A 12,951-nucleotide genomic window follows, 5' to 3' on the forward strand; every position below is an offset into this window, starting at 1 on the left:
CGCTGATGGCTGAGAGCGTATTTCTGCTTGATATGGGAGGGGGCATGGCTACACTGGAGCCCTCCAACTCGCAGCCGCACTGGTTTCGAATTGTGTGGTGTATCTCACGAACGACAGGGATCTTCCGCCCGTACCCGGTCTTCGAATTCTGCAGCTCCACGACTATCTCCCAACACTGTAAAGCCGTCAGGCCCGCAATCTACCGGCTCCCCACGTTCAGTACACTGCCCGGGAGGTGGTGAGTGGGCTGAAGGCGAAGTGGTGCTGCGGGGGGGGCTAGGGCGATTGAATCCGAACTTTCGATAGCAGCGAGCGTCCACGAGCCAGTCCACTTAGACCCGGGCCGAGCTTTACACGAGTAGGTACCTTGGGTATAGTTGCGTGTCATGGATGCTTTTTGTCTAGCCGCGATCATTCAGGAACTGCAAGCCATTCTCCCTGGTGCCAGGATCAGTCGCCTTCAGCAACTCGATCGGTGGAGTCTGCTTCTGGTCTTTCATAGGGGACGTGGGCAAGAGGGGCTCTTGCTTTCTGTCGAGCCTGGCGCGCCCAGGGTCGAGTTGCTCTCGCCGCCACGTAAGCCTTCTGTATCCTCGTCGAGGTTTGGGGATTTCGTCGCCTCGAAGACGAAGGAGGCGCTGATTGAGGCGGTTGAACAGGTGGGGTTGGACCGGATCACGGCGATAGAGATGAGCGGCGGCCCGCTGCCTGGTTCGACGAGGCTCACCACAGGCGAGGCGGCCATGACCCTGTATGTGGAGATGCTTGGGCCTGCGAGCAACTTTATCCTCGTCGATCGAGTCACTGGAACGGTCATCGACCGCCTTCGCTCGACCTCCGGAAGAACGAGGGGTAAGACGCCGGAACCGGGTGAGCCGTATCAGTCCCCCTTTGATTGCAGTCGCGTCGATCCCAGGTGTGTCAAAGAAGACGAATTTCAAGAACTGGTCCGCCCGCGCCTCGCTGAAGGGGTCGAACCGGCGCGCGCACTCGCGACCTGCTTTACAGGGTTCAGCTCATTGATGGCGACGGAACTGGTAGCCCGTTCCGGCCTCTCGACACTCGCCCCCCTCGACGAGCAAGCGCGCGCCCTGTGGAAGCCGTTTCGCGATCTCATGGGTCGTGTGGCTACCGCGTCCTTCAAGCCCAGGCTTATCATAGGGAGCAATGGGGAGTCGGCCGGGATCGCGGCCTTTCCGCTGATCACAGTTGCGGATAACCATCAGGTTCCTTATTCCACCATGGCTGAGGCGCTTGCTGCCTACCATGGAAGCCGCGATCAGGTTGAGCGGCCGCAGACCATTCTGGCTGGGTTGCTACGCCGCCTGCAGAGTGAGATCAGTGCGGCGGAGCGGCTTTCGGCCAGTCTCGGACAGGAGGCAACTCTCTATCGTGAGGGCGAGCTCCATGCGCGGAAGGGTCAGCTTCTGCTTGCCAATCGGGCCGGGATTCGGCGCGGAGAACAGACAGTCGAACTTGTCGACTACGCTGATCCAGGAACGCAATTGCTGCGAATCGAGCTGGACCCCGCATGCTCCATCGAGGAGAACGCCAAGCGATACTTCGCGCTGCACCGCAAGGCTAAACGCGGAGGGGGAATCGTCGAAAAGCGTCTTGAAGAGGCCACCAGGCGGCTGGCCACGCTCCGGTCGCTGGTGCAGGAAGCGGAGACGGCGAAGGATGTGGGCGAGTTGCAGCGGATTGACGCCGCCTTAGCTCGTGTGGCGAGGCGCCGCCCCATTCAAGGGCCTGCAGCGTCGCGTGTTCGGGAATCGGAAGGCCCCGAACCGCGCACCTTCCGCTCCTCGGATGGCCTGGCGATCCTGGTTGGTAAAAGTGGGGCGGGTAATGATCACCTGACCTGGAGGCTTGCCCGACCTCACGATCTGTGGCTTCACGCCCAAGGCATCCCCGGCTCGCATGTCCTCGTTCGCCTGGCGAAAGGAAAGCAGACCCCACCGCGAACCTTGTGCGAGGCGGCGCAACTCGCGGCCTACTACAGCCGGGCGCGCGGGCAGGTCAAGGTGCCGGTGGACTATGCCCTGCGGAAATTCCTGAGGAAGCCGAAGGCTGCTGCGCCAGGGGCGGCGCTGCTATCGCGGGAGAAGACGATCACTGTTCGGCCCGAGGCCGACCTGGTCCGCCGACTGCATGCCGCGGAAGACGCTCTCCGCACAGAGGGTTGAGTCCACAGGGGGTCCATTCCCCGCGGCGTGCCGCGAGTTAGTCATACCGGTGGAAGCCGGTATCCAGAGGGCCAGACTGGATTCCGTGTCAAGCACGGAATGACGGGCCAGAACAGAAGACGATACCCAGCAACTTGCTGCGGGGTAGTTCATTCTACTGGGGGTTCATTGGCGGTCTATGCGGCTATCGATGTCGGGACCAACACCCTCCGTCTGCTTGTGGCCGACGCGGTGAGTCCTGATCACTTCACCGTCCTTCATGAGGAACAGACGATTCCTCGCCTCGGCGAAGGATTGATACCAAGCCGGCTGCTCCAGGATGCGCCAATCCGGCGAAGCCTGACGATCCTTAAGAGGTTCGCTGAGGTGGCTCGCCGCCTCAAGGCCACGCACGTGGCGGCGGTCGCCACCAGCGCAGTGCGGGAGGCGGGCAACCGCGAGGAGTTTGTCGCTGCGGTGCTTCTGGAGAGCGGGCTCAGCATCCAGGTGATCGACGGCAGCGAGGAGGCGCGGCTGACCCTGCTCGGCGTTCGGCACGGGCTTCGCCTCGGGTCGAGCCGGGTCCTGGTCATGGACATCGGCGGGGGGAGCACCGAGTTCATCCTGGCCAAGGGGGAGACGATTGAGGCGATCGTGAGTACTGGCCTGGGCGTGGTCAAGCTGACGGAGGCACATCTCACAAGCGATCCTCCTACCCCCGGCGAGTTGCAGGCCATGGAACGGGTTGTCGCGGACCGGGTTGGCCGGCTTCGAGACGAATTACCTGACCTCCAGGGGACGGCGCTCATCGGCGCCGCTGGGACCCCGACAACCCTCGCTGCGATTGATCTGGGGCTCACCGTCTATACCCCCGATCGAGTAGACGGCCACCGGCTGTCGATGACTCGGACCAGGCAACTGCTTCACGAGTTGGCGACGAAACCGCTGGCCGAACGGAGTAAGATACCGCTCTTGGAACCAGGGCGCGCCGACCTGATTGTTGCGGGAGCTACCCTTGCCGTAACGGTCATGTGCATGCTTGGCTACGATGAGTTCATGGTGAGCGACAGTGGTCTGCGCGAAGGAATCCTCCTCGACCTCCTCAGGCACCACAAAAAATCTCCCCCCCTTTAGAAAAAGGAGTTGGGGGGTTTTGTGGCGGGCCTTTTCTTTGCGTTGACAACGTCTTTGTTGTGTGCTAAGGATCATACGACTATAGGGGGATTCGCAAGCGCTGAGCCTACTGAATCACTCGATGGATGCTGACAAAGTATTGGTATTGAATAACTCGTTTGCACCCCTCCACGTCTGCACTACGCGAAGAGCAATTGTTCTCCTGTATACCGGAAAGGCCGAACGGATCGAGGATAGTCCAAGCATTGTTCACTCCCCCTCGGTCGCCTTTGTCATCCCTTCCGTAATCCGCCTCCATCGCTATGTGAAGCTTCCGATCATCCCCTCAATCGCTTTCAGCAAGAAAAATATTCTGAGGCGGGACGCCTATACCTGCCAGTACTGCGGTCGTAACAGCGGTGAACGGATGACCATCGACCATGTGATTCCCAGATCGCTGGGGGGACGAACCATCTGGGAGAATGTGGTGAGCGCGTGCCGCGCCTGCAACGTGAAGAAAGGGAACACGCCCCTTCACGAGGTCAGGATGAACCTGCTCCGCAAGCCCTCCAAACCGGCCTCCATCTTTTACCTGGGGATCATGGCCCATTCTCCACACCGGATCATCTCCTGGAGCACGTATCTCCCCCGCGACGGTGGCGGGGACCTCCAGGGTGCCCGTTCTTGACCGCCCTGACTATGCCTAGTTTCAAGCTCGTCTGCGACTATCAGCCAAAGGGCGATCAACCCCAGGCGATCAGGAAGCTGGTTGAAGGGTGTTTGCAGGACAGGCCTCACCAGGTGCTCCTGGGGGTGACGGGTTCGGGCAAGACCTTTACCATGGCGAACGTCATCGCTGCGATCGAACGCCCAACGCTGATTATTGCCCATAACAAGACCCTGGCGGGACAGCTCTATGAAGAGTTCAAGGCGTTTTTCCCGCACAACGCCGTTGAATACTTCGTCAGCTACTACGACTACTATCAGCCAGAGGCGTACCTGCCTGTCACCGACACCTTCATCGAGAAGGATTCCATGATCAACGATCACATCGATAAGCTTCGCCATTCAGCCACGCGTTCGCTGCTGGAGCGGCGCGACGTGGTCATCGTGGCCTCCGTCTCATGCATCTATGGCTTGGGTTCCCCGGAAGCCTACCATGGGATGATGATCTTCCTGGAGCGGGGCGGCTTGTGTAATCGAGAACAGATGCTCCGGAAGCTGGTGGAGATCCAGTATCAGCGGAACGACTACGATTTGCATCGCGGCAGCTTCCGGGTGCGGGGGGACGTGGTGGAGATCTTCCCCGCCTACGCCGATACGGTGGTTCGGGTGGAGCTGTTCGGCGACGAGGTGGAAGGGCTGTGGGAGGTCGACTCGCTCACAGGCGCGCGGCTCCAGGGACTCCATCGGGTTCCGATCTATCCGGCCACACATTACGTGACTCCACACGACCGTCGAACGGAGGCTCTTGCGGCGATTCTCGAGGAGCTGAATGAGCAGGTCGCGGCCTTTGAGAAGGCCGGGAAACTCCTTGAGGCGCAGCGGCTGAAGCAGCGGACCTTTTTCGACCTGGAGATGATGCGGGAGATCGGGGTCTGTAAGGGCATCGAGAACTATTCGCGCCATCTTTCGGGCCGGACCCCGGGCGAGCCGCCCCCTACACTGATGGACTACCTGCCTAAGGATGCCCTGGTGATCATCGATGAATCCCACCAGTCGATCCCCCAATTCCGCGGTATGTATCACGGCGACCGCTCCCGCAAGGGGACGCTGGTTGATTACGGGTTCCGCCTCCCGTCCGCCATGGACAATCGCCCGTTCACCTTTGAGGAGTTTGAGCGGGCTGTGCACCAGGTCATCTATGTGTCGGCGACACCAGGGCCCTATGAGCTTGCGAAGGTCAAGGGGGAGATCGTGGAACAGATTATCCGCCCCACCGGGCTGATCGACCCCGAGATCCAGATCAGGCCGATCCGCGGGCAGATCGATGACCTGATTGGCGAAGTCCGGGCGGTCACTGCCAGGGGCCATCGGGTCTTGATCACGACGCTTACCAAGCGAATGGCCGAGGACCTCACAGACTACCTTGCCGAGGTCGGGATCAAGATCCGCTACCTGCACTCTGACATCGATACCCTGGAGCGGAATGAGATTATCCGCGAGCTCCGGCTTGGGAAGTGTGACGTGCTGGTTGGGATCAACCTCTTGCGGGAAGGACTGGATCTCCCTGAGGTGGCGCTGGTGGCCATCTTGGATGCCGACAAGGAGGGGTTCCTTCGCTCTACTGGATCCCTCATCCAGACCATCGGCCGGGCCGCAAGGAATGTTGAGGGACGGGTGGTGCTGTATGCCGACACCATCACAGACTCGATGAAGCGTGCCATTGAGGAGACCGAACGGAGACGTGAGGTCCAGATGGCCTATAACCTCGAGCATGGAATCACTCCGGAAAGCATCAAGAAGTCAATCTCTGATGTCCTCTCAAGCGTCACCGAGAAGGACTACTATACCGTCCCAGCCACGTCCGACGTCGAGAAGGCTGGCCGCCTTACGAAAGAAGAGCTGTCAGCTCAGATCGAGCAGTTGGAGAAAGAGATGCGGGCGGCGGCGAAGCGGCTCGAGTTCGAGCGGGCGGCGAAGTTCCGGGATCAAATCCGGGAGATGGAGAAGCACCACCTCGGCATTGTCGAGGGCTAAGGTAGTGCGTCCACAAAATCCCCCCCCATCCTCACCTTCCCCCTCCTGGGGGGAAGGGACAGCTTGCGTAGATTCCTCCCCCCTTGCGGGGAAGGGACGCCTCACGCAAACTCCTCCCCCCTTGAGGGGGAGGATTAAGGTGGGGGGTAATGGGTCCGGAAATGTGAGGTTCGGGAAAAGGAATCCTGTCTATAGTGGACAGGGCATTGAAAGGCTGCGGGTTCTTAACGACAAGAGGAGGTTAAGAGTATGCAAGGTAAGGTGAAGTGGTTCAACGTAACGAAGCGGTTCGGGTTCGTCGTGCGGGACGATGGGGGACAGGATGCGTTCGTCCACGCGAGTGACGTGGAGGGGGGTACCACGCTGAAGGAAGGCGACACGGTCGAGTTTGACCTGGGCCAGGATGATAGTGGCCGCGCGAAGGCGGTCCGGGTCCGGGTCGTACAGGGGTAATCATCAGTCGCGTAGGTCGGGTTAGCGCAGCGTAACCCGACGGATCAAACGAGTCGAGCAGGTCGGCCCCGCGAAACATCCAGACCTACGTGGACGATTATTCGCTCAAATCGCGCCGGGAGGAGATCGCTCCCAGCACACTATACGTGTTTCCGTACTACTTAGGCGTTTAGGCTGAAGGTTGTTAGGGGTAAAGCAGCGATCATACAGCCTTCGACCTTCAGTCTATCCACCTGACCTCTGACCCCCACTTTCCTTTTGACTCCTCACGCTCCCTGTGCCAGTATTCGATACCTAACGGCTTACGAGGAGAGTGCGGCATGCATCATTTCCAGTATCGTGGCGATCACCTCATGTGCGAAGAGGTGCCGATCGAGCGGATAGCTGAGGAGGTCGGCACCCCGTTCTATTTGTATAGCCACGCGACGCTCACGCACCACTTCCAGGTCTTTGACCAGGCGTTCGCCGACATTCCCCACCTGGTCTGCTTCGCGATGAAGGCGAACTCCAACGTCGCGACCTTGAAGCTCTTCGCCGATCTTGGGAGCGGAGCCGATGTCGTGTCGGGTGGGGAGCTCTATCGTGCCTTGCGGGCCGGCATCCCGCCGAGCCGGATCGTCTTTGCGGGAGTGGGCAAGACCCGCGAGGAGATGGGGTTCGCCCTGAAGTCCGATATCCTGATGTTTAATGTGGAGTCTCCCCAAGAGCTTCGCCTGCTGAATGACGTAGCTGGGGCTATGGGGACGAAGGCGAGGGTGGCGCTACGGATCAACCCGGACGTCGATCCGAACACTCATCCGTATATCGCCACCGGGCTGAAGAAGAGCAAATTCGGCATCGACATCTCCTTGGCCATGGAGGAGTATCGGGTCGCCAAGGAACTGCAGCATATCGAGGTCGTTGGGGTCCATCAGCATATCGGTTCCCAGATCACCGAGATCGCGCCCTTTGTGGACAGCCTGGTCAAGGTTGCGGGACTGATCGCCGAGCTCCGGGATCATGGTTTCGCGATCACGTATCTGGATGTCGGCGGCGGGCTCGGGATCACCTATAAGGATGAAAATCCACCTGTGCCACGGGTCTTTGCGGAAGCTATGATTGCGGTCATCAAGGACCTGGGCTGCACCATCGTGCTGGAGCCCGGACGGGTGATTGTTGGGAATGCGGGGGTCCTGGTGACGAAGGTGCTCTACGACAAGCGCACTCCCGCCAAGCACTTTATCGTGGTTGATGCCGGGATGAACGATCTGATCCGTCCCAGTCTCTACGGCTCATTCCATTCCATCCTGCCCGCGCGGCAGGAGACAGGGAGGGAGACGGTGGTGGTCGATGTGGTGGGTCCCGTATGCGAGTCTGGAGATTTTCTGGCCAAGGACCGATCGATGCCGGCCCCGAAGCCAGGGGAGCTGTTGGTTGTGATGAGCGCTGGCGCCTACGGCTATACGATGTCATCCAACTACAATAGCCGGCCCCGGCCCCCGGAGATTATGGTGAAGGGCGATCGCTACTTCACGATCCGCGAACGGGAAAGCTACGAGGATCTGATCCGTAACGAGCGACTCCCTGAGGAGCTATAGAAGAACGTGCGAAGCGTGAAATCCCCCCTTGCCCCCCCTTGCAAAGGGGGGGTGGGGGGTTTTGAAGTGCGGGGTGCGGAGCACGCCCCTCTACCCTTCTTGTCTTCTTAACGTAGGGGCGACCCTAGTGGTCGCCCGATCTGGGCAGGCACAAGGCCTGCCCCTACAAGGGGGATGGGGGGATTTGAAGCGCGGGGTGCGATGAAGCGATATGGATAAGCTGATCTTTGTGAAGATGAGCGGAAGCGGGAACGATTTCATTGTGGTCGACAACCGCGATGACCGGCTCGCTGTCGAGCCCGGGACGCTGGCCGAGCGGATCTGCCGAAGGCGGATATCGGTTGGAGCGGATGGTATGATCCTGGTCGAATCGTCGTCGAAGGCGGATTTCCGAATGCGGATCCTGAACGCCGACGGCAGCGAGGCGGAGATGTGCGGCAATGGCGCTCGCTGCGTCGCCAGGTTCGCTGAGATGCTGGGGATCGCTGGACCCCACATGACCTTTGAAACGTTGGCCGGGATCATCCATGCCCAGGTGGTTGGTTCCAGGGTCAAGCTCCAGATGGGTCGGCCGCAGCAGATCCGCCTTGATCAATCGATCGAGGTGGATGGCGTTGCGCACCATGTCCACAGCATCAATACAGGGGTTCCTCATGCCGTCCTCTTGTGCTCGGACCTGGAGGCGATCCCGGTCAGAGCCCTGGGCCGCGAGATCAGGTTCCATCCGGCCTTTCAGCCGGCGGGAACCAATGTCGATTTTGTCACTGTCCTTGACACGCGGACGCTGGTCATTCGGACCTATGAACGCGGCGTCGAGGATGAGACGCTGGCCTGTGGCACGGGGACCGTCGCCGCCGCGCTGGTTGCGGCCACATTGGGGATGGTTTCTTCTCCGGTGGAGGTCAGGGTGAGGAGTGGCGAGACGCTTACTGTGTCGTTTACTAGGAATGGGACGGAATTTCACGAGGTCTTTTTCGAGGGGGATGTCCGGCTGATCTATCAGGGCGAACTGATGGCGGAGGCGCTGTCAGCGTAGTTCCGGGTTTGGAGTTCCGGGTTTCGAGAACTTTAAACCCGAAACCCGAAACTCTAAACTCGACACTTAGCGGCAGGAGATTGCATGAAGAGAATGTTTCAGGGCTCGATGGTAGCATTGGTGACCCCATTCAAAGACGGACGGGTTGACGAGCCGACCCTCCGTGAATTGGTGGAGTTTCAGATTAAGAACGGCACCGATGTCCTGGTTCCTTGCGGAACAACAGGCGAGTCCCCCACTCTCACCCATGACGAACACAGGCGGATAATCGAGTTGACGGTTGAGGCGGCGAATGGGCGCATCGCGGTCGTCGCCGGAACCGGCTCGAATAGTACGACCGAGGCGATCGATCTGACCCGCTATGCCAAGCAGGCCGGGGCCGATGGCGCCCTCCTCGTTCTCCCGTACTACAACAAGCCGACCCAGGCGGGTCTCATCGCGCACTGCCGCGCCGTTGCCGATGCAGCGGATTTGCCGTTGATTCTCTACAATATCCCGGGGCGGACGGGGGTCAATATGCTGCCGGAGACGCTGGCGGCGCTGGCAGATCATCCATACATCGTTGGCATGAAGGAGGCGACCGGCAATCTGGAACAGATGACCCATGACATCGTCCTGTGCGGGGATAAGCTCTCTTTCCTGTCCGGGGATGATACCCTGACGTTGCCGCTCTTAGCTGTGGGGGGACGAGGCGTAGTCTCGGTGGTTGCGAATATCGTGCCACGTGACGTGTCTGACCTCGTCCGCACCTTCTTGAACGGTGACTGGAAGCGCGCCAGGGAAATCCACCTCAAGCTCTTCCCGCTCTGTCAGGCGATGTTTTGCGAGACCAATCCGATCCCGGTCAAGACTGCCATGGCCCTTATGGGGATGGTCAGCGGAGAGCTTCGCCTACCGCTCTGGCCGATAAGCGAGATGAACCTCACCAAGCTCAAAGCCGCGATGCGGGCCTACGGTCTGATCTCATGAGTATTCCTTCAGCCTTCAGCCTTCAGCTTTCAGCCCTGTTCGGTATCTCTCGATGATACGAGCCATTGTCTGTGGTGCGGCTGGGCGGATGGGCGGGCGAATCATTGCCATGATCCACGAAGCGGACGACTTCACGCTGGCCGGGGCAGTAGAACGACCTGGCAATCCGCGCATCGGGCAGGACGCAGGTGAGGTGGCAGGTATCGGTAAGATCGGCATACCCCTTGTCGGTGATCTAGGTACCGTGATGGGTGAAGGACAGGTGGTGATCGACTTTACCTCCCCGCAGGCTACCATGACCCATCTGGCCATCTCTGCCCAGGCGAAGGTGCCTGCTGTGGTTGGGACCACGGGATTTGGCGCCGTCGATCTGAACAGTATTCAGGAGCTCAGTTCGGCTGCTCCGTGCGTTCTCTCGCCCAATATGAGCATTGGGGTCAACGTCCTGCTGAAGGTTCTCGCTCAGGTAGCCCGTACCCTCGGAGATGCGTATGACGTCGAGATCATTGAGACCCACCACCGGTTCAAGAAGGACGCCCCCAGCGGGACCGCGTTGAAAATGGCGCAGGTGATTGCGGAGGCGCTGGGCCGAGAACTGGATAAGACGGGGATCTATGGCCGCAAGGGACTGGTTGGAGAGCGCGGAAAAGAGGAGATCGCAATCCACGCGCTGCGGGCCGGTGACGTGATAGGTGACCATACGGTGATCTTCGGGGGCATGGGGGAGCGGATTGAGATAACGCATCGGGCCCACACCCGGGATAATTTTGCTCGTGGTGCATTGTGCGCGGCCCGTTGGATCATTGGCCGACCACCCGGCCTGTACGACATGCATGATGTACTTGGATTAAAAGAGGGATTGTAGGAAAGCGTACAGCTATGAGCAATCAGCGGTCAGATCAATGGCACTTAGCTGAAAGCTGATTGCCGAAAGCTGAAGGCTTATACTATGCGGATTGTGCGATTCGTCTCCGGTAGGCAACCAAGGTACGGTGTGGTAGAGGGCACCGTCGTCCGGGAGATCGAAGGCGACATCTTCGGCAAGTTTACCGTGACGGACCGGACGCATTCGCTGAAGCGGATCAGGTTCCTTGCGCCGACCGAACCCTCCAAGATCGTCGGGGTAGGGCTGAACTATCGTGATCATGCCGAGGAGATGAAGCTTCAAACCCCGGACGAACCGGTTATCTTCTTAAAGCCGCCGAGCGCTGCGCTCCCCCATCGTGGCCGGATTATCTATCCGAAATTGTGCCGCCGGCTGGATTATGAGGCGGAGCTGGGGATCGTCATCAAGCGGACCGCGAGGAACGTACCGGTCGAGAAGGCTCATCGCTACATCTTGGGGTATGTCTGCTCTAACGATGTGACAGCCAGAGACCTACAGCGCAAGGACGGACAATGGACCCGGGCAAAATCGTTCGATACCTTTGCCCCGTTCGGCCCCTGGGTCGAGACGGACCTGGACCTCTCTGATGCCCCAATTCGGGCGATCCTGAACGGTGTGATCCGACAGAATGCGAATATCAACAACCTGATCTTTGATGTGCCGCACCTGATTCATTTTATCTCTACGGTTATGACCCTCTATCCGGGCGATGTCATTACCACCGGCACTCCTTCGGGAATCGGTCCGATGCGGCCCGGCGATACGATCGAGATCGAGGTGGAAGGGATCGGCCGACTGAGCAACTCGGTCGTCGCTGAACACTAAAAACTAAAAACTAAAAACTGATTCAAGAGGAGGAGAGAGAGGCATGGGGGATCCTTTTAGCGTGGCTCAGCGGCTATCAAAGCTGCCTCCCTATCTCTTCGCTGAGATCGATCGCATGAAGCAGGAAGCGATCCGGCGTGGGATGGATATCATTAATCTGGGGATCGGCGACCCTGACCTGCCAACACCGCCGCATATCGTGAAGAGGATGCAGGAGGCTTCGGCCGACCCACGACACCACCAGTACCCTTCATACGAGGGCATGCTGAGCTTTCGGCAGGCGGTGGCCGACTGGTACGACAAGCGGTTCGGCGTGGCGCTTGATCCGGAGACGGAGGTCCTTAGCCTCATCGGCTCGAAAGAGGGGATTGGCCACCTCCCCCTGGCGTTTGTCGATTCTGGTGACATCGTCCTGGTTCCTGATCCCGGCTATCCGGTCTATCAGGCAGGAACCGTCCTGGCGGACGGCATTCCTTACTTCATGCCGCTCACGCGGGAACGGGCGTTCCTTCCGGACCTTGAGGCGATCCCATCAGAGGTTCTGAAGAAAGCTCGGATCCTCTTCCTGAACTACCCCAATAACCCGACGGCCGCGGTGGCGCCCAGGGCCTTTTTTGTGGAGGCGGTCGCCTTTGCGCGCAAGCATCAGTTGATTCTTTGCCATGACGCGGCCTATTCCGAGATGGCATACGACGGGTACCTCCCGGAGAGCATCTTGGCGGTGGAGGGGGCGAAGGACGTTGCCATCGAGTACCACTCCCTTTCCAAGACGTACAACATGACCGGGTGGCGGATCGGATTTGCTGTAGGGTGCCGTAAGGTACTTTCCGGTCTCGGCCGAATCAAGACGAATCTGGACTCCGGGGTTTTCCAGGCGGTACAGGAGGCCGCTATCACGGCGCTCAGTGGCCCGCAGGAGTGCATTGAGGCGATGAGGGCCGTCTACAGAGAGCGGCGCGACACGCTCGTAGATGGCCTGTCGGCGCTCGGTTTCGCGGTGGAGAAACCCAAGGCGACCTTCTACGTCTGGATTAGTGTCCCGAAGGGGCAGACATCCGCCTCCTTCGCCTCCGCGCTGCTTTCCGATGTCGGCATCGTCATGACCCCGGGAACCGGGTTTGGCCAGCACGGCGAAGGGTACATTCGAGCGGCCCTTACGGTAGATGTCTCCAGGATCAAGGAGGCAGTAGAGCGGATTGCCGCCTCTAATCTTACGCCTCAGTAGGA

Annotated in this window: 11 protein-coding genes; all 11 read left to right on the forward strand. The window is 59.7% G+C overall.

Translation table 11 applies throughout. The features are described from left to right. Positions 1–386 precede the first annotated feature (386 nt). The 11 genes from CLG94_RS05090 (at position 387) to CLG94_RS05140 (ending at position 12,949) form a co-directional block, all read left to right on the forward strand. Positions 387–2,186, forward strand: coding sequence for an Rqc2 family fibronectin-binding protein (locus CLG94_RS05090; RefSeq protein WP_107561771.1), 1,800 nt, complete (start codon positions 387–389; stop codon positions 2,184–2,186). Positions 2,187–2,354: 168 nt separating this feature from the next. After that, entirely contained in the window at positions 2,355–3,299 is a 945-nt protein-coding gene (locus tag CLG94_RS05095; RefSeq protein WP_161954029.1) for a Ppx/GppA phosphatase family protein, read from the forward strand. 121 nt (positions 3,300–3,420) lie between these two features. Continuing rightward, positions 3,421–3,966 (forward strand): HNH endonuclease, encoded by a 546-nt coding sequence (locus tag CLG94_RS05100; protein ID WP_107561773.1) that lies wholly within the window; start codon positions 3,421–3,423, stop codon positions 3,964–3,966. A gap of 11 nt (positions 3,967–3,977) precedes the next feature. Beyond that, positions 3,978–5,978, forward strand: coding sequence for an excinuclease ABC subunit UvrB (gene uvrB / locus CLG94_RS05105; RefSeq protein ID WP_107561774.1), 2,001 nt, complete (start codon positions 3,978–3,980; stop codon positions 5,976–5,978). A 249-nt stretch (positions 5,979–6,227) separates the two neighbouring features. Further along, positions 6,228–6,431 carry a cold-shock protein gene (locus tag CLG94_RS05110; RefSeq protein ID WP_107561775.1) on the forward strand — a complete coding sequence of 68 codons (204 nt, stop codon included), beginning with the start codon at positions 6,228–6,230 and terminating at the stop codon, positions 6,429–6,431. 320 nt (positions 6,432–6,751) lie between these two features. After that, positions 6,752–8,008, forward strand: coding sequence for a diaminopimelate decarboxylase (gene lysA / locus CLG94_RS05115; RefSeq protein WP_107561776.1), 1,257 nt, complete (start codon positions 6,752–6,754; stop codon positions 8,006–8,008). Positions 8,009–8,219: 211 nt separating this feature from the next. Further along, positions 8,220–9,044 (forward strand): diaminopimelate epimerase, encoded by an 825-nt coding sequence (gene dapF / locus CLG94_RS05120; protein WP_107561777.1) that lies wholly within the window; start codon positions 8,220–8,222, stop codon positions 9,042–9,044. Between the two features lie 93 nt (positions 9,045–9,137). Continuing rightward, entirely contained in the window at positions 9,138–10,013 is an 876-nt protein-coding gene (gene dapA, locus CLG94_RS05125) for a 4-hydroxy-tetrahydrodipicolinate synthase (RefSeq protein ID WP_161954037.1), read from the forward strand. A 52-nt stretch (positions 10,014–10,065) separates the two neighbouring features. After that, entirely contained in the window at positions 10,066–10,878 is an 813-nt protein-coding gene (gene dapB / locus CLG94_RS05130) for a 4-hydroxy-tetrahydrodipicolinate reductase (RefSeq protein ID WP_107561779.1), read from the forward strand. A gap of 84 nt (positions 10,879–10,962) precedes the next feature. Next, on the forward strand, positions 10,963–11,724 hold the full coding sequence (locus CLG94_RS05135; protein WP_107561780.1) for a fumarylacetoacetate hydrolase family protein: 762 nt from the start codon (positions 10,963–10,965) through the stop codon (positions 11,722–11,724). A 43-nt stretch (positions 11,725–11,767) separates the two neighbouring features. Next, positions 11,768–12,949: an LL-diaminopimelate aminotransferase gene (locus tag CLG94_RS05140; protein WP_107561781.1), complete on the forward strand. Its 1,182-nt coding sequence runs from the start codon at positions 11,768–11,770 to the stop codon at positions 12,947–12,949. Positions 12,950–12,951 lie beyond the last annotated feature (2 nt).

The organism is Candidatus Methylomirabilis limnetica, assembly GCF_003044035.1.
GTDB classification, from domain to species: Bacteria; Methylomirabilota; Methylomirabilia; order Methylomirabilales; family Methylomirabilaceae; genus Methylomirabilis; species Methylomirabilis limnetica.

What these genes read in the sequence shown, in the direction of transcription:
- CLG94_RS05090 (WP_107561771.1), top strand. Translation starts at nt 387, where the DNA reads ATGGATGCTTTTTGTCTAGCCGCGATCATTCAGGAACTGCAAGCCATT.
- CLG94_RS05100 (WP_107561773.1), top strand. Translation starts at nt 3,421, where the DNA reads ATGGATGCTGACAAAGTATTGGTATTGAATAACTCGTTTGCACCCCTC.
- uvrB (WP_107561774.1), top strand. Translation starts at nt 3,978, where the DNA reads ATGCCTAGTTTCAAGCTCGTCTGCGACTATCAGCCAAAGGGCGATCAA.
- CLG94_RS05110 (WP_107561775.1), top strand. Translation starts at nt 6,228, where the DNA reads ATGCAAGGTAAGGTGAAGTGGTTCAACGTAACGAAGCGGTTCGGGTTC.
- lysA (WP_107561776.1), top strand. Translation starts at nt 6,752, where the DNA reads ATGCATCATTTCCAGTATCGTGGCGATCACCTCATGTGCGAAGAGGTG.
- dapF (WP_107561777.1), top strand. Translation starts at nt 8,220, where the DNA reads ATGGATAAGCTGATCTTTGTGAAGATGAGCGGAAGCGGGAACGATTTC.
- dapA (WP_161954037.1), top strand. Translation starts at nt 9,138, where the DNA reads ATGTTTCAGGGCTCGATGGTAGCATTGGTGACCCCATTCAAAGACGGA.
- dapB (WP_107561779.1), top strand. Translation starts at nt 10,066, where the DNA reads ATGATACGAGCCATTGTCTGTGGTGCGGCTGGGCGGATGGGCGGGCGA.
- CLG94_RS05135 (WP_107561780.1), top strand. Translation starts at nt 10,963, where the DNA reads ATGCGGATTGTGCGATTCGTCTCCGGTAGGCAACCAAGGTACGGTGTG.
- CLG94_RS05140 (WP_107561781.1), top strand. Translation starts at nt 11,768, where the DNA reads ATGGGGGATCCTTTTAGCGTGGCTCAGCGGCTATCAAAGCTGCCTCCC.